This is a genomic window from Acidipropionibacterium timonense, from assembly GCF_900605005.1.
Taxonomy (GTDB): Bacteria; Actinomycetota; Actinomycetes; order Propionibacteriales; family Propionibacteriaceae; genus Cutibacterium; species Cutibacterium timonense.
The window spans coordinates 1,282,086-1,304,959 of record NZ_LR027558.1; the positions used below are offsets into that span (position 1 = coordinate 1,282,086).

A 22,874-nucleotide genomic window follows, 5' to 3' on the forward strand; every position below is an offset into this window, starting at 1 on the left:
CACCACGCCGACGAGCACCTGCTCGACATGTCGGCCAGCGAACTCAGCGAGGCCCTGGGCCAGGTGCACCCCACCGGGTCCGTCGACTCGTCGACGCCGGACTGGTATCGCACGGCCGTCTTCTACGAGGTGCTCGTCCGGTCCTTCCACGACTCCAACGGGGACGGCGTCGGAGACCTGGCGGGCCTGGAGTCACGCCTCGACTACGTGCAGTGGCTCGGCGTCGACTGCCTGTGGTTGCCGCCCTTCTACGACTCGCCCCTGCGCGACGGGGGCTATGACGTGCGCGACTACCGGAGCATCCGGGAGGAACTCGGTACCGTCGACGACTTCCGTCGCCTGCTCGACGCGGCCCATGACCGTGGTCTGCGGGTCATCGTCGACTTCGTCATGAACCACACCTCCGACGAGCACCCGTGGTTCCAGGCCTCGCGCAGGGACCCCTACGGCCCCTACGGCAACTACTACGTATGGTCCGACACCGACGAGCCCTACCAGGACGCCCGGATCATCTTCCTCGACACCGAGCGCTCGAACTGGACCTGGGACGAGAAGCGCGGTCAGTACTACTGGCACCGGTTCTTCCACCACCAGCCCGACCTCAACTTCGACGAGCCCAGGGTGCTCGAGGAGATCTTCGACGCGGTGCGGTTCTGGCTCGACCTGGGCATCGACGGCTTCCGACTCGATGCGGTCCCCTACCTCGTCGAGGAGGACGGCACGAACTGCGAGAACCTCGGCGGCACCCACCGGATCCTCAAGGACCTGCGCGCCATGGTCGACCGCGAGTACCCCGGGCGGATCCTCCTGTGTGAGGCCAACCAGTGGCCCCAGGACGTCGTCGAGTACTTCGGGGACGGCGACGAGTGCCAGATGGCCTTCCACTTCCCGGTCATGCCGAGGCTCTACATGGCCCTGGAACAACACTCCCGCCGGAGCATCAGCGAGATCCTCGCGTCGACCCCGTCCATCCCGGACGGCTGCCAGTGGGGCACCTTCCTGCGCAACCACGACGAGCTCACCCTCGAGATGGTCACCGAGGAGGAGCGGCAGTTCATGTGGCGCCAGTACGCGCCCGAGCCACGGATGCGGTGCAACCTGGGCATCCGACGCCGACTGGCACCGCTGGTCGGCAATGACGACGCCCGCATCCGGCTGCTGCACTGCCTGTTGCTGTCCCTGCCCGGTTCCCCGGTGCTCTACTACGGCGACGAGATCGGCATGGGCGACAACCCCTGGCTGCCCGACCGTGACGGCGTCCGTACCCCCATGCAGTGGGATGCCACCGACACCGCCGGGTTCTCGCAGGCCCCCTTGGAGCGCTTCCACCTGCCGCTCATCGACCAGTTCGGTTTCCGGCCGGCGCGGGTCAATGTCGCCCGGCAGATGAACGACCCCTCGTCCCTGCTGCTATGGTTGCGCTCCATGCTGGCCCTGCGGCGTCGACACCCGGTCTTCGGCCGCGGCGACTTCGTCGACCTCGGGGGCCCGGACGAGGCCATCCTCGCCTTCCTGCGCAGCGATGCCGGGACGACCGTGCTGTGCCTGGCCAACCTCAGCCCCACCGAGCGGACCTTCCAGGTCGAGGTCCCCGGTTCCGCCGGCGTCCGTCCGCGTCCGATGCTGCGCGACGAGCCGATCGAACCCATCGACGACGAGGCTCGGCTGACGCATGTCCTGCCCGGATGGGGCTTCAGCTGGCTCGTCCTGCGCGAACCCGAGCCGAAGGAGCAGTGATGACACACACCTGGTGGAACGACGAGGACGTCCGGGGACGGCTCTGGCAGCACGTGAGTGCCGCCCGCTGGTTCTCCGGCAAGGGCCGCGACGGCCGTCTCGAGGACGTCGTCGAGTTGACGCCGGTGGCGCGGGTGCACCATCTCGTCGCGACGGTGCGCTACCCCGATGGATCTCCCGAGTACTACCAGGTGCTCGTCACGCCGGCGTCGCAGGAGTCCGACGCCATCGCCGTCGACCCCGAGGGGACCCCCTGGCGCGACGCCACCGAGGACGGTGAGGCCCTCGTGGGCTGGGCCCGGGAACTCCTCGAGGGCCATCCCGTCGATCCCTCCGGATGGTGGACGCTCGAACGGCTGCGGCCCGCGCCGACTCCGGTGCGCATCGCCCGACGCTTCGGCGGGGAGCAGTCGAACACCTCGATCGAGGTGGACGACGCCGTCATCATCAAGGTCTTCCGTCGCCTCGAGCCCGGCGACAACCTCGACGTCACCATCCACGCCGCGCTCAATCGCGCCGGGGTCACCTCGGTCGCCACCCTCCACGGGGCGGTCCACGCCGCCGTTCCGCTGGCCGAGGGCGACCTCCGCACCGATCTGGCCATGATCGTCCAGCGTCTGCCGCAGCCCCGCGACGGCTGGGAGTACGTGTGTGCCAAGGCCGCCGGTCTGGAGCCGGTCGACGACGACTGCCGGGCGCTCGGCTCGGCGCTGGCCCAGATCCACGACGCCCTGGCCGAGGTGGATCTCGGGTCCGGGCCGCGGCAGCTGCGGGGGGACGACGTCGCCGACCTCATGGTCCGTCGCCTCGATCGCGCCACCGCCACGGTCGCGCAGTTGGAACCGCTGCGGCCCGGCCTCACGGCGATCTTCGACCGGCTGCGAGGACGCACCCTGGCCGCCCAACCGGTGCACGGGGACTTCCACCTGGGCCAGACACTGCTCACCCCCGACGGGTGGCGGATCATCGACTTCGAGGGCGAGCCCCTCAAGAGCGCCGCCGAGCGCCGTGCCCCCGACAGCCCGTGGCGGGACGTCGCCGGGATGACGCGCTCACTCTCCTACGCCACCTCGGCCACCCCCGACCCGAGCTCCCCGCAGACGCGGGCCTGGGCGACGCAGGCCAGGCAGGCCTTCCTGACGGGATATGCCTCGACCATCGAGGCCGTCGATGTCGACCTCCTGTCGGCCTACGAGGCCGACAAGGCGATCTACGAGGTCGTCTACGAGTTCCTCAATCGTCCCGACTGGATCGAGATCCCCCTCGGCGCCCTGCGCTCCATCGCCGCGAGCGGCTCGCACGGCGTCGGCCAGCCCACGGATCCGGTCTGAACAGTTCTGCCCCCACATCTCCCGCCGCGCCCACGAACCGGGGTCCGGTGGCGCTAGATTGAGACCCACGGCACCCACATCAACGAGGAGATGACATGGCGCACGACACCTTCGGAGGCCTCACGGGAGTGGATCTCCAGGGATTCCACTCCGGCGGCGACACCGAGTGCTGGAAACGGCTGGGATCCCACGTCGTCACCATCGCCGACGACGAGCGTGGCCAGGTCACCGGCACCCGCTTCGCCGTGTGGGCACCCAATGCCCGAGCCGTCCAGGTCATCGCCGACTTCAACTGGTGGACCGGCGACGACATGCAGCTCATCCCCGGCTCGGGCGTGTGGGGCACCTTCATCGAGGGCGTCGGCGAGGGAACCCTCTACAAGTACCGCATCCTCGACCAGTGGGGCACCTGGCATGAGAAGGTCGACCCCATGGCCCGCTACAGCGAGCAGGCCCCGGGCAATGCCTCCATCGTCACCGAGAGCCACTACAGCTGGTCGGACGACGAGTGGCTCGAACGCCGTGCCGCGTCCAGGGCCCACCGCGAGCCGATGAGCGTCTACGAGGTGCACCTGGGAGGGTGGCGTCACGGCTTGAGCTATCGCCAGCTCGCCGACCAGCTCGTCTCCTACGTCACCTGGCAGGGCTACACCCATGTCGAGTTCATGCCCCTGGCCGAGCATCCCTTCGCCCCGTCCTGGGGCTACCAGGTGACCGGCTACTTCTCCCCGACGAGCCGTTACGGCTCCCCCGACGACCTGCGGTACCTCATCGACACGCTCCACCAGGCCGGCATCGGCGTCATCATGGACTGGGTTCCCGGGCACTTCCCCAAGGACGACTGGGCCATGGGCCGCTTCGACGGGACCGCCCTCTACGAGCACGCCGATCCGCGTCAGGGGGAGCACCTCGACTGGGGCACGTACATCTTCAACTACGGGCGCAACGAGGTGAAGTCCTTCCTCGTCTCGAACGCCCTGTACTGGGTGAGCGAGTTCCACGTCGACGGACTGCGCGTCGACGCCGTCGCCTCGATGCTCTACCTCGACTACTCCCGTCCCGAGGGACAGTGGGTGCCCAACCGCTTCGGTGGTCGCGAGAACCTCGAGGCCATCGACTTCCTGCGCTACGTCAACTCGCACCTCTACGCCCGTCACCCCGGCATCGTCATGATCGCCGAGGAGTCGACGAGCTTCCCCGGGGTCACCAAGCCGGTCGACGCCGGCGGTCTCGGCTTCGGCTTCAAGTGGAACATGGGGTGGATGAACGACTCCCTGCGGTACCTGGAGCTCGACCCGGTCCATCGTCAGTACCACCACGACGAGATGACCTTCGCCATGATCTACCAGTACTCGGAGAACTTCATCCTGCCCATCAGCCACGACGAGGTCGTCCACGGCAAGGGGTCGATGATCAACAAGGTCGCCGGGGACGACTGGCGACAGTTCGCCTCCCTGCGCGCCTACTACTCGTACATGTGGTCCTTCCCCGGCAAGCAACTCGTCTTCATGGGCTGCGAGTTCGGGCAGCGCCGGGAGTTCGACGAGTCGCAGAGCCTCGAGTGGTTCGTCGCCGACCTGTGGGGTCACGGTGGCCTCAAGCGACTCTTCCGCGACCTCAACGCCGTCTATCGGGAGAACCCGGCCCTGTGGGAGCTCGACTCCGACCCACGTGGGTTCGAGTGGATCAACGCCAACGACGCCGGAGCCAACATCTTCTCCTGGCTGCGCCGTGATGAGCAGGGCTCGGTCATCGCGTGTCTGACGAACTTCTCGCCCAACCCGCAGACCCGCTACCGGGTCGGGTTGCCGCACGTCGGCGTCTGGCAGGAGATCCTCAACACCGACGCCACCGAGTACGACGGCACCGGCCAGTTCGGCAACCTCGGCCGGATCGAGGCGGTGGCCGCTCCCAACGACGACCGGTTCGACGCCACGGCGACCGTCTGCGTCCCGCCGATGGGTTCGGTGTGGTTGCGATGGGACCCGCAGGCCTCATCGTCCGCCCCGCAGTCCTCATGAGTGTGGACGCGCCGTAAGATCCTTCTCGGTCCGTCCCGCCGGACGGACCACCCCACACAGAAGGTCCTACGACTATGTCTTCAACTCCCTCCCAGATCGTCGAGGCGGTGGGCGGCCCGGAGAACATCACGAGCCTCACCCACTGCGCGACGAGGCTGAGGTTCCAGCTCAAGGACGGGTCCCGGGTCGACACGCCGACCGTCGAGGCCATTCCCGGCGTCATGGGCGCCGTCCCCCAGAGCGGCGACCGTTACCAGGTCGTCATCGGCGGTGCCGTCGACAGCGTCTACAAGGACATCATGGCCCTGCCCCAGATGCAGAACCTCGGTGCCGCCGTCAAGGGTTCCCAGAGCGACGCCGACGTCAAGGCGGCAGCACGGGCCAAGGGACCCCGTGGCCGGTTCTCCTGGCTCGACACCTTCTTCGAGTTCCTCTCGGACTCCTTCCGGCCCATCATCGGTGCCCTGCTGGGAGCATCCCTCTTCATCACGTTCATGTCGCTCATGGCGACGACGGGGGTCATCGGCAACTGGGCCGACTCGCGTGTCACGCTGTCGCCGAGCTGGCAGTTCGTCAACCTCACGTGGAAGACGGTCTTCTACTTCCTGCCGCTCATGGTGGCCTACAACGCCTCGAAGAAGCTCAACGTCGATCCCTGGGTCGGCTTCGCGACGATGGCCATCGTCATGCTGCCGGGATTCAACGGCCTGGCCAGCGTCGCCCACAACGCCACGGTCGCCGGCTCGGCGGTGAAGATCGTCAACATCTTCGGTCTGCCGTTGACCATCTTCGACTATGGTTCGACCGTCTTCCCACCGCTGCTCATGGCGGCGGTGCTCGGCCCGCTCAACAAGGGCCTCAAGAAGATCATCCCGCAGAACGTCCAGCTCATCTTCGTGCCGTTCCTGGCCATGCTCATCATGATCCCGCTCACCGCCTTCCTCATCGGCCCGATCGGCGTCTACCTGGGTGCCTACCTGGCCAAGGGCCTGGCGGCCGTCAACGGCACGAGCGCCTTCATCTTCGCGGTCCTCATCCCGCTGGCCTACCCCTTCATGGTGCCGTTGGGACTGCACTGGCCGCTCAACGCCGTCATGCTCCTCAACATCCAGACCCTCGGCTACGACTACATCCAGGGCCCCATGGGTGCGTGGAACTTCGCCTGCTTCGGTGCGACGGCCGGTGTCCTCTTCCTGTCGATCCGCGACAAGGACGTCACCATGCGTCAGACGGCGACCGGAGCCCTGGCGGCCGGCCTGCTCGGCGGCATCTCCGAGCCGAGCCTCTACGGCATCCACCTGCGGTTCAAGCGGATCTACCCGTCGATGCTCGTCGGCTGCCTCACCGGTGGTCTCATCATCGGCTTCGGCGGCGGGCTCCACACCAGCGCCTTCATCTTCACCTCGCTGCTCACCATCCCGGCCTTCGACAAGATCGGGCTGTACTGCATCGCCATCGCAGCGTCCTTCCTCGTCTCGATGATCCTCGTCATCGTCCGTGACTACCGGACGCCGGAGGAGAAGGCTGCCGTCCGTGCCGAGGCGCAGGCCCGCCAGGCCGCGGAGGCCGCGGAGTCGGCCGAGCCGGCAGCGGTGGCCTCACCCGTCGCTGCCGCGGCGGTGGCAACCCAGGGCGCGACCGCCGGGGCAGCCACGCCGGCCGCGCAGCAGATCGAGGATGCCTCGGCATCGTCGGCCGACCCGCAGGACGGGGCCGGCACGCTCACCGTCCTCTCGCCGCTGGAGGGCAAGGCCCTGCCCATCACCGAGATTCCCGACCCGGTCTTCTCGACCGGCGTCGTCGGCCAGGGTGTGGCCATCGACCCGACGAGCACGACCGTCGTCGCGCCCGCGGCCGGTACCGTCGTCACCGCCCCGGCATCGGGGCACGCCCTGGGCCTCAAGCTCGAGAACGGCGTCGAACTGCTCATCCACGTCGGCATCGACACCGTCGAGCTGGCTGGCAAGGGCTTCGACGTCCACGTCAAGGCCGGTGACACCTTCACCGCCGGGCAGCCCCTGGTGACCTTCGACCGCAAGGTCATCGCCGACGCCGGGTACTCCAACATCACGCCGGTGCTCGTGACCAACGGCTTCGACTACTCGGAGGTCACCGGGATCCCTGCCGACGCCGTGACGACGTCGACCCCGGTCATCACCGTGACGAAGTCCTGACGTCCCCTCACCGACCTGTCAGTCCCCTCACCGCACAGGGCGGCCCGGTCCCTCGAGGACCCGGCCGCCCTGTGCGTGTCATCGGTGGAGCGCCGGAGCCATCCTGCCGGGACCGCGTGAGGGTTTCAGGACTGCGTGGGGCCGGCCTGCCACGGCTCGGACCCGTCCTCCCGTCGGTCCACCGATCGGTCGGCCTCGTCGGGAACCTCCGACGTCACGAGGGAACCGTCGGCGCGCCTCAGGCCGGCGACGGGATGGGTCCCCGTCAGCCGCGGCCGGACCGGGCCCTGACCGGCGAGGGCCACCCGAACCGGCTCGTGGCCGACCCGGACGAGCTCCCCCCGGACGGTGACCTCGCGCTCCGACCCGGTGAGCACCTGGAAGGTCGCGGCGTCCCGTTCGATCGTCACGAGCAGGTCGGAGTCGCCCAGGACGAGGTGGTGACTCAACGACTCCCACTGCGCCGGGAGTCGCGGATCGAACCGCAGACTGGCCCGATCACACCGCATGCCGGCGAACCCGTGCACGAGACAACCCCAGATGCCCCCCGCTGAAGCCACGTGGACGCCGTCGCCGGCGTTGTCGTGGACGTCGGCCAGATCGCAGAACAAGGCGGAGCGGAAGTACTCCATGGCCATGTCCTGGTGTCCCACCTCGGCGGCGATGATGGCCTGGACGACGGCCGACAGACTTGAGTCCCCCGTGGTGATGGGGTCGTAGTACTCGAAGTCGGCGAGCTTGACCGCCTCGGTGAACTGGTCGGCCTGGAGGAACATCGCCAGCACGACGTCGGCCTGCTTGAGCACCTGGTGTCGATAGATGACGAGCGGGTGGTAGTGCAGGAGGAGCGGGCGGCTGGAGGCCGGGGTGTTGGCCAGGTCCCACAGTTCACGGGAGAGGAACTGGTCGTCCTGCGGATGGATCCCGAAGGTCTCGTCGAAGGGGATGACCATCCCTGCCGCGCACTCGTCCCAGCCCCGCACCTCGTCGACGTCGAGGTGCAGCTGCGCGCACAGGTGCTGGTACCACAGGGGGTCCTCGGTCCGCATCCGCCGCATGACGGCGGCGGCGTCGGTGAGGTTCGCCCGGGCCATGACGTTGGTGTAGAAGTTGTTGTCGACGACGGTCGTGTACTCGTCGGGCCCGGTCACCCCGTGGATGTGGAACTCACGTTCCCCGTTGAGCCTCCAGAACCCCAGGTCGGCCCACATCCGTGCGGTCTCGACGAGCACCGGGGCCGCGTCCCGGAAGAGGAACTGCTTGTCCCCCGTCGCCCGGGCCTGGGCCATGAGTGCGTGGGCGATGTCCGCGTTGATGTGGTACTGGGCGGTGCCCGCGGCGTAGAAGGCCGAGGCCTCCTCACCGGTGATGGTGCGCCACGGGAACAGGGCGCCCCGTTGCGAGAGCTCCCCCGCCCGCAGGCGCGCCTCGGGAAGGGTGTTGACCCGGAACATGAGGGCGTTCTGGGCCAGTCGCGGGTGGGTGTACGTGAGCATGGGGATGACGTAGACCTCGGCATCCCAGAAGTAGTGCCCCTCGTACCCCGATCCGGTGACGCCCTTGGCCGGGATGCCGAGCTGATCGGCCCTGGCCGCGGCCTGGGCGATCTGGAAGAGGTTCCAGCGAATGGCCTGCTGGGTGCCCGTGGGGGCCCCGGTCACCTCGACGTCGGCGGTGCGCCAGTACTCCTCGAGCCACTCCTCCTGCTGGCGCAGGTAGGACTCGTGTCCCTGCTCACGCACCCGGTCGAGAGTCCGGCGGACCCGGTCGAAGAGCTCCTTGACCGGGACCTTGCGCGAGGTGTGGTACGCCACGGCCTTCCGGACGCGGATCGGCACCCCCTGACGTGCCTCGATCCGATAGACGCGCTTGCCGATGTCGGGGCTGGTGTCGATGAGCGCCTCGTACTCGTTCTCGGTGTCGATGGTGTGATCGGCCCCGACGGCCAGCGTCATCCCCGACCGGGCGGTGCGGAACCCCAGGATCATCCGCTGGTCCGAGTGCCAGTCGATCTGGGGTTCCAGGACACGGTCGGCGAAGGCCCGGGCCCGTCGCGGGTCCTCGATCTTCCCCATGGCGCGGTCGTGCTCGCGGTACTCGTCCATGCCGTCCTGGCGGTTGAGGATCTGCGAGCTGATGACGACCGGGGCGTCCCCCTCGAGCATCGTCACCTCGATGTCCATGAGGGCCAGGTGACGCTGAGTGAACGAGACCATCCGCGAGGTGGCGACGCGCACGACCTTGCCCGCCGGGGTGCGCCACACGAGCTCGCGACGCAGCACCCCCTCCCGGAAGTCGATCCACCGCTTGTAGGACTGCAGCTCGTTGACGCTGAGCAGCAGGGGCTCGTCATCGACGTAGAGCTTGACGAGCTTGGCGTCGGGAACGTTGACGATGGTCTGCCCGGTGCGTGCGAAGCCGTAGGCGGACTCCGCATGGTGGATGTCCCAGGTCTCGTGGAACCCGTTGATGAAGGTTCCGTGCGCCCAGGAGTCCCGACCCTCGGACGGATTGCCCCGCATCCCGAGGTAGCCGTTGCCCACGGCGAAGAGGGTCTCGGTTCGTCCCAGGTCCTCGGTGCTCGGGGCGGTCTCGACGAGCGCCCACGGGTCGTCCGGGAACCGCCAGCGGTCCATGGGATCGACGGTCATGACACCAGCTCCTCCAGATCGGCGACGACGAGTTGCGCGCCGGCGGCACGCAGCGCCTCCGGGCCGGCACCACGGTCGACCCCGACGACGAGTCCGGCTCCGGCGGCCGCACCGGAGCGCACCCCGGAGACGGCGTCCTCGACGACGACGCACTCGCCGGGGGCACGGCTCAGCATGGACGCCGCGGCCAGGTAGGGATCCGGCGCCGGTTTGCCCGCCAGGCCCTGCTCCTGGGCCACCTGCCCGTCGACGATGACGTCGAAGAAGGACGTCAGCCCGGCCCGGTCGAGCACCTGCCGGGCGTTGCGGGACGCCGAGACGACGGCCCGGTCGACGTGCCGATCGACGAGTTGACGGACCAGCCGGAGCGAACCGGGATAGGGCTCGATGCCGTCACGGGCGAGCACGGCGAGGAAGAGCTCGTTCTTGCGGTTGCCGAGCCCACAGACGGTGGTCGCGTCGGCGGGGTCCTCGGGCGTCCCCTCCGGCAGGGTGATGCCGCGCGAGGCCAGGAAGTCGCGGACCCCGTCATAGCGGGGACGTCCGTCGACGTGGGCCAGGTAGTCGGCGTCGCTGAAGGGTCGAGGGTCGCCGTGGTCGGCCAGGACGGCGTCGAACATCTCCGCCCAGGCCCGCCGATGGACGCGGGCCGTGGGCGTCAGCACGCCGTCGAGGTCGAAGAGGAAGGCCGTGAAGGAGGACAGATCCATACCCCCATGCTATGGACACCTCGACGACATCCGAGCGCTCGACGGCCACAACGTCCCTCGACGTGGCCCCGGAATCAGAAGAGGGCGGCGGCCAGGGCGCGACGGGCCGCGCTCACCTGGGGGTCCGAGGTGCCGACCATGTCGAAGAGCTCGAGGAGCCGGGCACGGGTGCGGTCGCGGTCCTCGTCGCTCGTCCGGCGGACGACGTCGACGAGGCGGTCGAAGGCCCCCTTGACGTCGCCCCCGAGGATCTGCACGTCCGCCGCCGCGAGCTGCGCGTCGACGTCGTGGGGATACTCCTGGGCGGTGGTGAGCAGTGCGCGCGGGTCGGCCCCGGCCACTCGGGACAGGACGCCGACCCCCGCCCGTCCGGCCTTGAGCACCGGGTCCTGCGGCTCCGCCGCGAGCAGGGCGTCGTAGGCGGCCAGGGCCTCCTCGTAGCGTCCTTCGTCGACGAGCTTCTCGGCCGCCACGGTCCGTGGGTCGGGACCGGCCTCGGCCTGGTCGACGCCCGCGGGGGTGGCGGTCGTCACGGGTTCGGCCCGTCCGACCATCCCCGAGGCGACCGCGGCCTGCGACACCTGCTCGGTGATCTCGCGCAGCCGCGTCTCATCGACGGTGCCCTGGGCCAGAGGAGCCAACTGACCTCCGATGAGGGCCACGAGCATGGGGACCGCCTGGATGCCGATGCTCTGGGCCAAACGAGGGTTGGCGTCGACGTCCACCCGGACCAGCAGCCATCGTCCGGCGGCCTCATCGGTGAGCCGCGCCAGCGTCGCCGACATCTCCTCGGCACCGTGGGCGCGCGGCGAGGTGAACTCGATGAGCACCGGGTACTGCACCGACTTCTGGGCGAACTCGTTGAAGTTCTCCTCGGTGCCCTGCGCCACCCAGGACCGACCGCCGCCCGGTTGCGAGGATGGGGTCAGCGACGGAGCGCTCGTGGAGGCGGCCTGAGCTGCCTGGGCCAGGCCCGACAGATCGACGGCACCCGGACGGTTGAAGGATTCGACTGGCATGACAGCAATTCAACGACCGATGGCGTCCCGAGGCAACCGACGGGGCCACCATCCGCACGGAACGCAGCACACAGCGCCCGCCGACTCGCGCCGATTGTGGCCCATGGACCCATCGGCTCCGGTCACGGTGAGAGGATGGCGGCATGGCACATGAACGCGCCGGTCAGCCGGCGACCGAATCAGACCTCATCGACGTGGATGCCGTCCTCGCCGCCTACCACGACATCACCCCGGACCCCGACAACCCCGACCAGAAGGTCGTCTTCGGCACCTCCGGTCACCGTGGCTCCTCTCTGGACGGAGCGTTCAACGACGCCCACATCGCTGCCACCACCCAGGCCATCGTCGAGTACCGGGCCGCCCAGGGCATCACCGGGCCCCTCTTCATCGGCAAGGACACCCACGCCCTGTCGCTGCCCGCTTGGACCACTGCCATCGAGGTGCTGCGCGCCAATGACGTCGCCGTCATCGCCGAGCACGACGACGACTGGACGCCCACCCCGGCGGTCTCGCGGGCGATCATCGTCCACAACCGTCTGGGACAGGGGCCCCGGGCCGACGGCATCGTCGTCACCCCCTCGCACAACCCGCCCCGCGACGGCGGCTTCAAGTACAACCCGCCGCACGGCGGCCCGGCCGACACGGACGCGACGACGTGGATCGCCGACCGTGCCAACGAACTCCTGCACGATCCCTCGGGCATCCGACGTCGTTCGTACGAGCAGGTCGCCGGTGAGGTCACCCGCTTCGACTACCGCAGCGCCTACTGCGACGACCTGCGCAATGCCCTCAACCTCGACGCCATCGCCGACGCCGACGTCCACATCGGCGCCGATCCGCTGGGCGGCGCGTCGGTGCAGTACTGGGAGTACATCAGCGAGCACCTCGGCCTCGACCTCACCGTCGTCAACGAGACGGTCGACCCCACGTGGCGGTTCATGACCCTCGACACCGACGGCAAGATCCGCATGGACTGCTCGTCGCCCAACGCCATGGCCTCGCTCATCGCCAACAAGGACCGCTACGACATCGCCACCGGCAATGACGCGGACTCCGATCGCCACGGCATCGTCACCCCCGATGCCGGCCTCATGAACCCCAACGCCTACCTGGCCGTCGCGATCCAGTACCTCTTCGCGCACCGGCCCGGGTGGGCCCCGGACGCCGGGGTCGGCAAGACCCTCGTCTCCTCCTCGCTCATCGACAGGGTGGCCGCCGACCTGGGACGCCGCCTCGTCGAGGTGCCGGTCGGGTTCAAGTGGTTCGTGCCCGGGCTCATGCGTGGTGACCTCGGTTTCGGCGGCGAGGAGTCGGCCGGGGCATCCTTCCTCGACCTCGACGGACGCACCTGGACCACCGACAAGGACGGCCTGCTGCTAGCCCTGCTGGCCAGCGAGATCAAGGCCGTCACCGGCCAGTCGCCGTCCCAGCTCTACGCGCAGATCGAGGAACGCTTCGGCCGGTCCTACTACGCGCGCATCGACTCCGATGCCACCCGCGAGCAGAAGGCGCGGCTCAAGGCCCTGTCGCCGGCCGACGTCACCGCCTCCGAGGTGGCGGGCGAGAAGGTGCTCCAGGTGCTCACCGAGGCCCCCGGCAACGGTGCGGCGATCGGCGGCATCAAGGTCGTCACCGAACATGCCTGGTTCGCCGCACGCCCCTCGGGCACCGAGAACAAGTACAAGATCTACGCCGAGTCGCTCATCGACGCCGACCACCTGGCCCGCGTCCAGGAGCAGGCCAAGGACGTCGTCGACGCCGCCCTGGCGTGACCCCGTCCGGGCCCATCGCCGGACCGACCGACGCCGTCCCCGCGAGGGGGCGGCGTCGTCTCGTCCGAGGTGGGAAGGTCACTTGGGATGGGCGAGGTTCGTCCGTAGACCTGCCCGCTGGATGACCGCCTGGATGGTGAGGTCGCGTCGTTCGGGATGGGCCACATAGGTGATGACCCGCAGGCCCTGGTCCTGGGCGGCGGACTCGAAGACGAAGTGCCCGTATCCGAGCATCTGGCCGAGCAGGGGTTGCTCCACGGAGATGTCGAGGATCCGCGTCATGGGCATCGTCGCCAGGTGCTGGTCGGCGATGCCGTGCACCCGGAAGACCCGCATGTTCGTGATGACGAAGCGGTCCATGTGGTGGATGTAGAACTGGATGATCGCCCACAGGTCGAGGAGGATCCCCAGTATCATGAGCGTCGGCCAGGCCGGGCCGAGGCGCCACATCGTGAGGTAGAGCGCCATCGAGACGAGGAGGGCAGCGGCCGGCGGGACGGTGAGCACCCAGTGCTTGTCGACCTCGTCGATGATGTACTCGCCCTCGTCGATGAGCAGGTGTCGGTCGACGTCGGGGACGAAGAATCGACGCAGACGGGTGGGCACGGTCAGCCGCGTCCCCCGAGGGCGCGGACGAAGCCGAAGAGTCCGGAGAAGAAGCCGCGGATGATGTTGGCGGTTCCCTGCGGGTCGGTGAAGATGTAGTACAGGCAGAAGACGACGATGAAGACCCAGAGGGTCGTCTGCAGGATCTTCTTCATCCACTGGCTCCTTGTCGTACTCGTCCCCGGCTGGACGCCGTTCGGGGGTCGTCGGGGCACGAGACACCCGTGGGTCCCATCGTGGTGCACGTGAGCGCCGATGACTCGCGCGCAACGCCGGGCGGACCCGAATCGGTACGTTCCGGGAACTCGTCACCGCGGACCCACCCCCCTGACGCCCCCGGCCGCCTCGCCGGTGGAAGAATGGTCGCCATGGAGAACTTCAACAACGATCCGTTCGCGTGCATCGACCACGTCGGTTTCGCCGTCAAGGACATGGACGAGGCCATCAAGTACCACTGCGACGTGCTCGGCTTCCACGTGCTGCTGCGTGAGAAGAACGAGGGTCACGGCGTCGAGGAGGCCATGATCGCCACCGGTGACTTCGGCAAGGAGTCCACGGTCGTCCAGCTGCTGGCCCCGCTCGGCGAGGACACCACCATCGGCAAGTACATCGCCAAGAACAAGAACATGATCCAGCAGGTGTGCTACCGCACCTACGACCTGGACAAGACCATCGAGGTGCTCAAGGAGCGCGGCGCCGTCCTCATCGGCGAGCCCTCCACCGGCACCGGCGGTTCGCGGGTCATCTTCCTGCACCCCAAGTACACCGGCGGCATCCTCATCGAGATCACCGAGCCCCCGGCCGAGGGCATGCCCTACAAGAAGTGATCGGGTGACGACGCCAGCGTCGTCCTACATCGCCCCCTGACGGACCCGCGACTCGTCGCGGGTCCGTCGTCGTGTGGTCGTGGGGACCGCGACTCGTCGCGGGTCCGTCGTCGTGTGGTCGTGGGGACCGAGACTCGTCGCGGGTCCGTCGTCGTGTGGTCGTGGGGACCGCGACTCGTCGCGGGTCCGTCGTCGTGTGGTGGCGGGGACGGCGTCCTCCCCCGTTTGTCGCCGCGTCTTTGTCGCTGCCGGTTGGTAGCGTGGTGGACGCAGCAGCGATGTGAGAGGGGAAACCGCGGTGACCAGTCCAGTCGAGCCGACGAGCAACGAGTCCCAGGACGAGGAGACCGGCCTCAACCTGTTCGACGACAGTGCGAGCGCCGCGGGGAGCTTCACCCACACGATGTGGGGATATGACCGGACGAGCGTCGACAACTACGTTCGCGAGATCGAGCAGCAGGTATCCACCCTCAAGCAGCTCACCCGGCACCTGCGGCACCAGGTCGCCGAGGCCGAGAAGCAGGCCACGAAGACCGATTTCACCCGGCTGGGTGAGCACGCCACCGGGATCCTCACCGCCGCCGAGACCCAGGCCAAGGACATCGTCGCCAAGGCCGGCCACGAGGCCGAGCGGATCAAGGAGGAGGGCCGCCGGGTCGCCGCCGACCTGCGGTCGGCCGCCCAGACCGAGGCCGACGACATCCGCGTGGCGGGTCTGGCCAACCAGCGGGAGCTTCGTGACCAGGCCTCCACCGATGCCCAGAAGGCCATCGACGCCGCCCGCGACCAGGCCCGGACCCTCGTCGAGCAGGCCAACACCCGCGGCGCCGCCATCGTCACCGAGGCGCAGACGAAGGCCGAGTCCCTCACCCAGGGGTCGAGGGCCGAGGCGGCGCAGATCCTCGAGCACGCGCGCAAGGAGGCCTCCGACATCGTCGCCCGCGCTCGTGAGGAGTCCGAGCGACTGGCCGCCGAGGCGAAGGCGCGGCACGACGAGGCCGACGCGACCGTCTCGGAACTCCTGGCCCAGGCCACCGCTCACCAGAAGGCGGCCGCGGCCCAGCTCGACGAGCACACCGTGCAGGCCCAGAAGATCCGCGACGACGCCCTGGCCCAGGCGGAGGAGACCCGCACCCAGGCGGCCCGGGACGCGGAGAACCGCATCGCGACGGCGCACCGCCAGGCGGCGATGATGAAGGAGCGGATCGAGGAGCAGTACGCCTGGCGCAAGGAACAGCTCGAGCGCGAGACCGCCGCCCTGCTCCAGCGCAAGGCCTCCGTCGTCGCCCAGCTCAACAACCTCAAGGCGCTCGCCGCCCAGGCCGAGCACGACTACCCGGACACCGATCCCTTCGCGACCAGCGACACCGAGCGGACGGTCGTCAGTGGTCGTCCCGTCGAGGCCGCCACCCAGGTCCTCGATTCCGCCGACGAGAACCCGACGACGGTGCTCGACGTCGACCGGACGGCCGTCATCGACCCCCAGGGCAAGTAGTTCTCCCCCGCAGCCCGGACCGACGCAGCAGTGACCGACTCAGAAGAGTCGGTCCTCCGGGTGGTCCATCCCACGAAGTTCGTCGTAGTCGACCGTGACGCAGGCGATGCCGCGGTCGGTGGCCAGGGTACGGGCCTGCGGCTTGATCTGTTGGGCCGCGAACACCCCGTCGACGTGGGAGCCGAGCAGATGGTCTCGGTTGAGCAGGTCGAGATAGCGGGTGAGCTGCTCGACTCCGTCGATCTCGCCGCGGCGCTTGATCTCGACGGCGACGTAGACCCCCTCGGCATTGCGGCACAGGAGGTCGACCGGGCCGATCGGCGTCATGTACTCGCGCTGCACCAGGCTCCACCCGGCGCCAAACACCTCCGGGTTCTCGGCCAGGAGCTCCTGGAGGTGGGCCTCGACGCCATCCTTCTGCAGCCCAGGGTCGACGCCGAGCTCATGGGTGGTGTCGAGATGGATCTGGCCCAGGAGGATCTGCAGGTGGTCACCGGTCGGTGAATGGACCTCCCAGACCGCGGTGAGCTGCCGATCGATGTCGGCCGTGGCCGCCGCCTCGTCGTCCCGGGGTTCGCGCACCGACAGGGTGCACGGCGGGCTCATCCAGTTGAGCGGCTTGTACGCCCGGTCATCGGCATGGATGCTCACCGAGTTGTCGGCCTTGACGACGATGAGCCTCCTCGCCCACGGCAGATGGGCGGTGAGACGACCGGTGTAGTCGACCTGACAGTCCGCGATGACGAGACGCACGTCCGACGACTCTACCCGACCGACGTCGTTCGGCCCGCCCCCGTGACGACCTGGCTCCAGAGATGTCACCCTGCTCCCCGAGTACCGGGAGCGAGGTGGATGTTCTGGCGCCACGTGGAGCCGAGCCGACCGCCGACCGAGCCCGCCGTCTCACCCCATCCCCAGGACGGCGCGCAACAGGCCGAGGCGGGCGCTGCCGTCCCACCACCCCGGGCCGGCCAGCCAGGCGAGCACGACGACCACGGTGACGACGACTGCCGCTGTGACGACACCGATGACCTCACCGGGACGGGGCAGGCGGTCCCGCCTGTCGCGCAGGCCCTCAGACTTCGGTGAACTGGCCGGTGACAAGCCCCGGAGCCGCCCTTCATGCACGTTCGTCGTCATGCCCCCAGACTCCTTGACGGGTCCACCCACCGACAAGGGGGCCAGCCCCCCTCTCCAGCGCGGACTAGGATCACCCCTCGTGGGACGAAAGCACCGACCGAGCAAGCATCTGCGCCCGGTCCGTCCCCTGAGCCGGTCGACCCATGCCTACAGCGACGACAAGGCCGACGGTTCGCACGTCGTCCGTCAGGTGCCGGCCGATCGGGCGCTCAAGACGTACACCTGTCCCGGCTGCCAGCACCCCATCGCTCCGGGCACCCCGCACATCGTCGCCTGGCCGCACGACCCGTCGATCTTCGCCGAGTCGCCCGTCGCCGAGCGACGACACTGGCACACCGCATGTTGGAGGTCCCGCCCGTGACGCCCCTGCACACCACCGAGATCGGTCATGGCCGCCACACCATCGTCTGGTGCCACGGCATCTTCGGACAGGGCAAGAACTTCACCTCCGTGGCCCGTTCCCTCGTCGGCTCCGATCCCGACCGGTGGCGTTGCGTCCTCGTCGACCTGCCCAACCACGGCCGCTCCCCGTGGACGACGTCGACCTCCTACCCCGACATGGCCGACCACCTGGCGCGGACCATTCGTGAGCTCAGCCCCGGCCAACCCGTGCACCTGTTGGGGCACTCCATGGGTGGCAAGGTCGCCATGCGGACCGCGCTCGACCACCCCGAGCTGCTCGACGCCCTCGTCGTCGTGGACATCTCCCCCGTCGACTACCCCATGGGGCATTCCTTCGGCCAGCGGGTGCGGGGCATGCGCAGCCTCGATCTGGAGGCCCTCGAGTCCCGTTCCCAGGCGGAGTCCCAGCTCTCCCTCTACGAGCCGGACGCCGCCATCCGTCAGTTCCTCATGCAGAACCTGCGGCACGACATCCACGCGCCCGCCGGTCATCAGTGGCATTGGCAGATGAACCTCGACCTGCTGGCCGAGACCATGGACGACCTCGGCCGGTGGCCCTCCGACGGCACCAGGGTCTGGCGCGGCCCGGTGCTGTGGATCAACGGTGCGCGGTCGAGCTACGTGCGGCCCGAGTATGCCGACGCCATGCAGGCCCTCTTCCCGCAGGTGCGTCGGGTGACGATCAAGGACAGCGGTCACTGGGTCCACTCCGACCAGCCCACCATCTTCACCCAGGTCGTCAAGGGCTTTCTCACCCGCATCGAGGACCGTCACTGAGGCTCTCCACCGCTCCGGAAAGTCCCGCAGCCGTCGGTCACAGGGCGCTCCTGTCGTCACGGTCCCGGATCGACGCCGGGCCGATCAGGGAATGCTCACCAGGATCCGTCCACGGATGCCGCGGTCGACGAGGTCGTGAGCGGCTGCGATGTCCTCGAGCGGCAGGACCTCGGCGATGGGGATGGTGAGGTCGCCTGCCGCGGCGGCAGCGGTGAGCTCCACCGCCGCGTCCCGCGTGGCGTCGACGGGGAAGTCGTCACTTCCCAACAGCCTCAGCGTGACGTTGTCGAAGAGCATCGGCCAGAAGTCCAGACGAGGACGCGGATCGTGGGTCCCGTAGGCGGCGATGGTCCCGCCGACCGCCACGATGACCCCGGCGCCGTCGCAGTGCGGGACGATCCTCGGGTACGGCAACGGACCACCGGTCCACGCGCTGCGCTTCTTCGCGTCCCCCGGGTTGACGCCCGACAGCACGATCCGCACACGGACCTCCCCGGTCGCGGGCTCCGGTCGAGGCATCTCGCCCACCGTGAGGGCATTGGCGGCCCGGCCCGCCTTCTCGTACCAAGCGGCGCGCATGAGCGCTCCCCGCAGCGACTGGGGGGTGTCCGGAAAGCCGGTCACGGTGTTCTCCTCCGTGCTGGGGTGTCGATGGAGCGAGGCCGCTCGGCATCGGCGCGGCGCCGGGCTCCGTCACAGGCTGACGGTGACCTCGCCGAGCATGTCCGTCAGGCGCATGTTCTCCCGGTAGTCGACGGGGCATCCGATGACATGGACGCCGCCGTCGGCGAGCGCCTCTTCCAGGGTCGGTGCCAGGTCGGCGGCTCGTTCGATCCAGTGACCGTGGGCGCCGAAGGACGCGGCGTAGGTGACGAGGTCGGGGTTGGTGAAATCGACCTGGGCGTGGCGCCCCTGCTCGAGGTCCATCTTCCACTTGATGAGGCCATAGGCTCGGTCGACCCAGACGAGGACGACGAGGGGCACCTCCTCGCGGACGGCGGTCTCGAGCTCCTGGGAGTTCATGAGGAAGCTGCCGTCGCCCATGACCGCCAGGACCTTGGCGTCAGGACGGGCGAAGTGTGCCCCGATGGCGCCTGGCAGTGTCCACGCCATGGTCGACAGGCCATTGGAGATGAGGCACGTGCTGGGCCGTTGCGTCGGGTACAGCCTCGCCATCCACATCTTGATGGCTCCGGTGTCGGCGAGAACGATGTCGTCCTCCCCCATCGCCTTGCGGATCTCGGCCACCATCCGCTGGGGCTTGACCGGGTACGAGTCGTCGGCCGCACCCTTCTCGAGCTCACGGTGGAGCAACCTGCGGATCGGCGGGCCGGCGAAGGGGAAACGGATCCCGGCCTCCCGGATCGCTGCCGCGGGGGCTGCGCACGCCCCCGCCACGTCCGCCTCGATGTTGACGGCCACCTGGTAGGCGGCGTCCTGGTCCTGGGCGAACCGGTTCACGTGGATGATCGTCTTGTCGTGCTCGGGGTTGATGCGCTCCGGTGAGAACTCCTGGAGTTCGTACCCGACGGCCAGCACCAGGTCTGCGGCGTCGAAGGCGAAATTCTCGTAGTCGTGGCGCATGAAGCCGACCACGCCCAGACTCTTGGGGTGGGAGTCGGGGATGATGCCCTTGGCCTGGAAGGTGGTGGCGACCGGGACGTCGAGGGCCTCGACCAGCTCACGCAAAGCGTCACCGGCGTGGCCCCGGACGGCACCGTGCCCGGCCAGGATCACCGGGGCCTTGGCCGCTGCGATGAGGTCGACGGCCGCGTGGATGGAGCCAGGGTCAGGTGCGGCGGTGTGGCCGGGGCCCGGGCTCAACGGCTGGACGGACGGCTCGGCGATCATGGCTTCGACGTCCTGCGGGATGGCCAGGTAGGTGGCCCCCGGCCGTTCCGACCTGGCCAGGTCGAACGCTTTGCGCACCATCTCGGGGGCCGCTTCGGGGGTGAGAACCGTGTCCGCCCACTTCGTCACCGGCGCGAACATGGCCGGAAGGTCGACGATCTGGTGGGACTCCTTGTAGATGCGGTCGAGCCCGACCTGGGCGCTGAGGGCGACGAGCGGGCAGGAGTCGGTCTGCGCGTCGGCGACGCCGAGCAGCAGGTTGATCGCGCCAGGGCCGAGGGTGGCGGTGCACACGCCCGCCCGGTGGGCGAGCCTGCCGTACACATCGGCCATGAAGGCGGCCGCTTGCTCGTGACGGGTGAGGACGAAACGCATGTCCGGGCGGTCGTCGATCGCCAGGACGAGGCCGATGTTCTCCTCACCGGGAATACCGAAGACGACGTCGACCCCCTCGGCGTGCAGGCACTCGGCCAGGAGGTGGGCGACCGTGCGTCCTGTGCTGGTCCCGGTGGTCATGGGGTCCCCTCCTCGACGTCGACAACAGGTCACACACCCGTGGTCCTCGGGTCGAGACCGTCCTGATCGATGCTAGCCCGCTGCCGGACGGCACGGTCCTGCCGGACCTGTCCGTGGGATCGACGACGTCCCGGGCCCGATCCCCGACGAGGCGAGATAGGCCGCGTCAACCACTGACGCCGAAGAGACGGCCCACGCCCCAGGTGATGGCCATGGCCAGTGCTCCACCCGCCACGACGCGCGCCATCGCCGGCCGGCGGGGCGAGCGGCCCAGCGTCGACGACACCCAGCCCGTCGTGGCCAGGGCGACGAGGACCGCGACGAAGGTCGCGCCGATGCGACCACGCCCCGGGGTGAACACCATTGCCAGGGTGGGGATGAGGGCGCCGCACACGAAGCTCAGCGCCGATGCCCCGGCCGCGTGCCAGGCGCTGGGGATCTGGCCGGGATCGAAGTCGTAGTCGGTTCGCAGGTGGGTGCCCAGAGCGTCGCGGTGGGTGAGTTCACGGGCCACCTGTGCTGCGGTGGCGGGGCTCAGCCCCAGGTCACGGTAGTGATCGGTGAGCTTGGCCAGTTCGTGGCGAGGATGGTTCCTCAGCGCGGTCCGTTCCATGGCGACGAGCGACCTCTGCACGTCGCGCTGCGTGGACACCGACACGTACTCGCCGAGCGCCATCGACACCGACGCGGCGAGGATCCCTGCCATGGCAGTGAGCAGGATGAGATGAGTGTTCTGCGGCTGGACGGCGGCGACACCGACGACCAGACCGGCGGTGGACACGATGCCGTCGTTGGCGCCGAGCACGCCGGCGCGCAACCAGTTGAGGCGATCACCGAGGCCGTCGGTGGAGTCGGCCTCGCCGGTGTCGTTCGCGGTGGTTCCGTCACTCGATGTCACGGGCGTGGTCCTTCCCGAGGCGGGTCATGGTCTGAGGACGCCGCGTGCCACGGTGGAGGTGGCGCGCCGCACATCGCCCGTGTGGCGAACGGCCGAGCGTCGATGAACCAGCGCACCAGCGGCCGATCATGAGGCTCGGCCCGGTGCACTAGCCCATGATGACCGAACTGATGACTGCTGGCGCCACCGGTTTGCCGTTGGCATCGGCCCCTTGGGCCGCGATCTGCATGACGACCCGGAGTCCGGCGTCGTCGGTCCTGCCGACGACGGTGTAGTCGCCCTTGAGCTGGGTGTCCTTCCAGATGATGAGGAACTGCGATCCGTTGTGGTTGTCGGCGGGCGCCATGACGACGGTGCCGGCCGGGTACCTCGACTGGCCGGAGGTCTCGATCGGGTACGTGTAGCCACCGTCGCCGGTGCCGGTCCCCGAGGGGTCCCCGCACTGGAGGTAGAACACCCCGGAGGTGGAGAGGCGATGGCAGGACGTCTTCGTGTAGAAACCCTGGGTCGCCAGGGAGATGACGGCGTTGACCGCGCACGGCGCCTTCGCACGGTTCAGGAGCATCTGCACCGGCTTGCCGTCGAGGACGATGGTCATGGCCACCTCTCCGGACCTCTCGATCCCGTCGACGCTCGGCGGCTCGACGGCCCGAGCCGGCTCACCGGCAGGGGTGTAGGTGCATCCGGACGCCGACGGCGTCGCGGAGCTCACCGGCGCGGCAGCGCTGGCGGAAGTGCTGGTCTGTGTCGGCGGGGCGGAGCTCGAGGCGGCGCTGCCGGGGGTCGCCGCGCCACTGGTACCGACCGCGTCCCCCGAGGCCGACAGCAGGGTGTCCGGGTCGACCCTCGCACACCCGGTGAGGAGCACCGCCACCGCTGCCAGGGCCACCAGTCTCCGCCTGCTCATCCCGGACTCCTCCCGACCTCGATGTCATCGACCCTAACCG

At 69.0% G+C, this 22,874-nt stretch carries 20 protein-coding genes; 9 read left to right on the top strand and 11 right to left on the bottom strand.

The features are described 5' to 3' along the window. The first annotated feature begins 27 nt into the window (after window positions 1-27). From treS to E0E30_RS06075, 4 genes are all read left to right on the top strand, one after another. Window positions 28-1,737, top strand: a complete 1,710-nt coding sequence (treS, locus tag E0E30_RS06060) for a maltose alpha-D-glucosyltransferase (protein ID WP_130866773.1) — start codon at window positions 28-30, stop codon at window positions 1,735-1,737. Next, window positions 1,737-3,068: a phosphotransferase gene (locus E0E30_RS06065; RefSeq protein ID WP_130865536.1), complete on the top strand. Its 1,332-nt coding sequence runs from the start codon at window positions 1,737-1,739 to the stop codon at window positions 3,066-3,068. Before treS ends, E0E30_RS06065 begins: the two co-directional genes overlap by 1 nt. Before the next feature lie 95 nt (window positions 3,069-3,163). After that, on the top strand, window positions 3,164-5,089 hold the full coding sequence (glgB, locus tag E0E30_RS06070; protein WP_130865537.1) for a 1,4-alpha-glucan branching protein GlgB: 1,926 nt from the start codon (window positions 3,164-3,166) through the stop codon (window positions 5,087-5,089). Window positions 5,090-5,163: 74 nt separating this feature from the next. After that, the gene (locus E0E30_RS06075; protein WP_130865538.1) at window positions 5,164-7,263 is read left to right on the top strand and encodes a glucose PTS transporter subunit IIA; all 2,100 of its coding nucleotides are present in this window, start codon (window positions 5,164-5,166) and stop codon (window positions 7,261-7,263) included. Between the two features lie 125 nt (window positions 7,264-7,388). On the opposite strand, the gene E0E30_RS06080 is transcribed toward E0E30_RS06075, so the two are convergent. The 3 genes from E0E30_RS06080 to E0E30_RS06090 form a co-directional block, all read right to left on the bottom strand. Continuing rightward, on the bottom strand, window positions 7,389-9,914 hold the full coding sequence (locus E0E30_RS06080) for a glycoside hydrolase family 65 protein (RefSeq protein ID WP_130865539.1): 2,526 nt from the start codon (window positions 9,912-9,914) through the stop codon (window positions 7,389-7,391). After that, on the bottom strand, window positions 9,911-10,624 hold the full coding sequence (locus E0E30_RS06085) for an HAD family hydrolase (RefSeq protein WP_130865540.1): 714 nt from the start codon (window positions 10,622-10,624) through the stop codon (window positions 9,911-9,913). The genes E0E30_RS06080 and E0E30_RS06085 overlap by 4 nt, the downstream gene beginning before the upstream one ends. Window positions 10,625-10,698: 74 nt before the next feature. Further along, window positions 10,699-11,643, bottom strand: a complete 945-nt coding sequence (locus E0E30_RS06090) for a tetratricopeptide repeat protein (RefSeq protein ID WP_130865541.1) — start codon at window positions 11,641-11,643, stop codon at window positions 10,699-10,701. A gap of 143 nt (window positions 11,644-11,786) precedes the next feature. Between E0E30_RS06090 and pgm the strand changes: the two genes are divergently transcribed. Next, window positions 11,787-13,415 carry a phosphoglucomutase (alpha-D-glucose-1,6-bisphosphate-dependent) gene (gene pgm / locus E0E30_RS06095; RefSeq protein WP_130865542.1) on the top strand — a complete coding sequence of 543 codons (1,629 nt, stop codon included), beginning with the start codon at window positions 11,787-11,789 and terminating at the stop codon, window positions 13,413-13,415. 78 nt (window positions 13,416-13,493) lie between these two features. On the opposite strand, the gene E0E30_RS06100 is transcribed toward pgm, so the two are convergent. Then, window positions 13,494-14,021, bottom strand: coding sequence for a PH domain-containing protein (locus E0E30_RS06100; RefSeq protein WP_130865543.1), 528 nt, complete (start codon window positions 14,019-14,021; stop codon window positions 13,494-13,496). 2 nt (window positions 14,022-14,023) lie between these two features. After that, a complete protein-coding gene (locus tag E0E30_RS13280; protein ID WP_167853908.1) occupies window positions 14,024-14,176 on the bottom strand; it encodes a hypothetical protein in 153 nt (50 codons plus the stop codon). 213 nt (window positions 14,177-14,389) lie between these two features. Between E0E30_RS13280 and E0E30_RS06105 the strand changes: the two genes are divergently transcribed. Together E0E30_RS06105 and E0E30_RS06110 are read left to right on the top strand one after the other, a co-directional pair. Next, complete coding sequence (locus E0E30_RS06105) at window positions 14,390-14,848, top strand: VOC family protein (protein ID WP_130865544.1); 459 nt, start codon at window positions 14,390-14,392, stop codon at window positions 14,846-14,848. A gap of 298 nt (window positions 14,849-15,146) precedes the next feature. Continuing rightward, the gene (locus E0E30_RS06110; RefSeq protein WP_245306520.1) at window positions 15,147-16,343 is read left to right on the top strand and encodes a DivIVA domain-containing protein; all 1,197 of its coding nucleotides are present in this window, start codon (window positions 15,147-15,149) and stop codon (window positions 16,341-16,343) included. Between the two features lie 39 nt (window positions 16,344-16,382). Here the strand turns inward: E0E30_RS06110 and nucS are convergent, their stop codons facing one another. Together nucS and E0E30_RS06120 are read right to left on the bottom strand one after the other, a co-directional pair. After that, window positions 16,383-17,096, bottom strand: coding sequence for an endonuclease NucS (nucS, locus tag E0E30_RS06115; RefSeq protein ID WP_130865545.1), 714 nt, complete (start codon window positions 17,094-17,096; stop codon window positions 16,383-16,385). 150 nt (window positions 17,097-17,246) lie between these two features. Then, entirely contained in the window at window positions 17,247-17,483 is a 237-nt protein-coding gene (locus tag E0E30_RS06120; RefSeq protein WP_130865546.1) for a hypothetical protein, read from the bottom strand. 79 nt (window positions 17,484-17,562) lie between these two features. Between E0E30_RS06120 and E0E30_RS06125 the strand changes: the two genes are divergently transcribed. Further along, a complete protein-coding gene (locus E0E30_RS06125; RefSeq protein WP_130865547.1) occupies window positions 17,563-17,844 on the top strand; it encodes a hypothetical protein in 282 nt (93 codons plus the stop codon). Next, window positions 17,841-18,662, top strand: coding sequence for an alpha/beta fold hydrolase (locus E0E30_RS06130; protein WP_130865548.1), 822 nt, complete (start codon window positions 17,841-17,843; stop codon window positions 18,660-18,662). Before E0E30_RS06125 ends, E0E30_RS06130 begins: the two co-directional genes overlap by 4 nt. Before the next feature lie 84 nt (window positions 18,663-18,746). On the opposite strand, the gene E0E30_RS06135 is transcribed toward E0E30_RS06130, so the two are convergent. From E0E30_RS06135 to E0E30_RS06150, 4 genes are all read right to left on the bottom strand, one after another. Continuing rightward, on the bottom strand, window positions 18,747-19,286 hold the full coding sequence (locus E0E30_RS06135) for an alcohol dehydrogenase catalytic domain-containing protein (RefSeq protein WP_245306521.1): 540 nt from the start codon (window positions 19,284-19,286) through the stop codon (window positions 18,747-18,749). A 69-nt stretch (window positions 19,287-19,355) separates the two neighbouring features. Beyond that, entirely contained in the window at window positions 19,356-21,029 is a 1,674-nt protein-coding gene (locus tag E0E30_RS06140) for an acetolactate synthase large subunit (protein WP_130865549.1), read from the bottom strand. Window positions 21,030-21,195: 166 nt separating this feature from the next. Next, window positions 21,196-21,927, bottom strand: a complete 732-nt coding sequence (locus tag E0E30_RS06145) for a VIT1/CCC1 transporter family protein (protein WP_130865550.1) — start codon at window positions 21,925-21,927, stop codon at window positions 21,196-21,198. A 148-nt stretch (window positions 21,928-22,075) separates the two neighbouring features. Continuing rightward, window positions 22,076-22,834: a peptidylprolyl isomerase gene (locus tag E0E30_RS06150; protein WP_130865551.1), complete on the bottom strand. Its 759-nt coding sequence runs from the start codon at window positions 22,832-22,834 to the stop codon at window positions 22,076-22,078. Window positions 22,835-22,874: the final 40 nt, after the last annotated feature.

What these genes read in the sequence shown, in the direction of transcription:
- E0E30_RS06075 (WP_130865538.1), top strand. Translation starts at nt 5,164, where the DNA reads ATGTCTTCAACTCCCTCCCAGATCGTCGAGGCGGTGGGCGGCCCGGAG.
- E0E30_RS06105 (WP_130865544.1), top strand. Translation starts at nt 14,390, where the DNA reads ATGGAGAACTTCAACAACGATCCGTTCGCGTGCATCGACCACGTCGGT.
- E0E30_RS06120 (WP_130865546.1), bottom strand. Translation starts at nt 17,483, where the DNA reads ATGACGACGAACGTGCATGAAGGGCGGCTCCGGGGCTTGTCACCGGCC.
- E0E30_RS06150 (WP_130865551.1), bottom strand. Translation starts at nt 22,834, where the DNA reads ATGAGCAGGCGGAGACTGGTGGCCCTGGCAGCGGTGGCGGTGCTCCTC.
- E0E30_RS06065 (WP_130865536.1), top strand. Translation starts at nt 1,737, where the DNA reads ATGACACACACCTGGTGGAACGACGAGGACGTCCGGGGACGGCTCTGG.
- treS (WP_130866773.1), top strand. Translation starts at nt 28, where the DNA reads ATGTCGGCCAGCGAACTCAGCGAGGCCCTGGGCCAGGTGCACCCCACC.
- pgm (WP_130865542.1), top strand. Translation starts at nt 11,787, where the DNA reads ATGGCACATGAACGCGCCGGTCAGCCGGCGACCGAATCAGACCTCATC.
- glgB (WP_130865537.1), top strand. Translation starts at nt 3,164, where the DNA reads ATGGCGCACGACACCTTCGGAGGCCTCACGGGAGTGGATCTCCAGGGA.
- E0E30_RS06140 (WP_130865549.1), bottom strand. Translation starts at nt 21,029, where the DNA reads ATGACCACCGGGACCAGCACAGGACGCACGGTCGCCCACCTCCTGGCC.
- E0E30_RS06085 (WP_130865540.1), bottom strand. Translation starts at nt 10,624, where the DNA reads ATGGATCTGTCCTCCTTCACGGCCTTCCTCTTCGACCTCGACGGCGTG.
- E0E30_RS06080 (WP_130865539.1), bottom strand. Translation starts at nt 9,914, where the DNA reads ATGACCGTCGATCCCATGGACCGCTGGCGGTTCCCGGACGACCCGTGG.
- E0E30_RS13280 (WP_167853908.1), bottom strand. Translation starts at nt 14,176, where the DNA reads ATGAAGAAGATCCTGCAGACGACCCTCTGGGTCTTCATCGTCGTCTTC.
- E0E30_RS06090 (WP_130865541.1), bottom strand. Translation starts at nt 11,643, where the DNA reads ATGCCAGTCGAATCCTTCAACCGTCCGGGTGCCGTCGATCTGTCGGGC.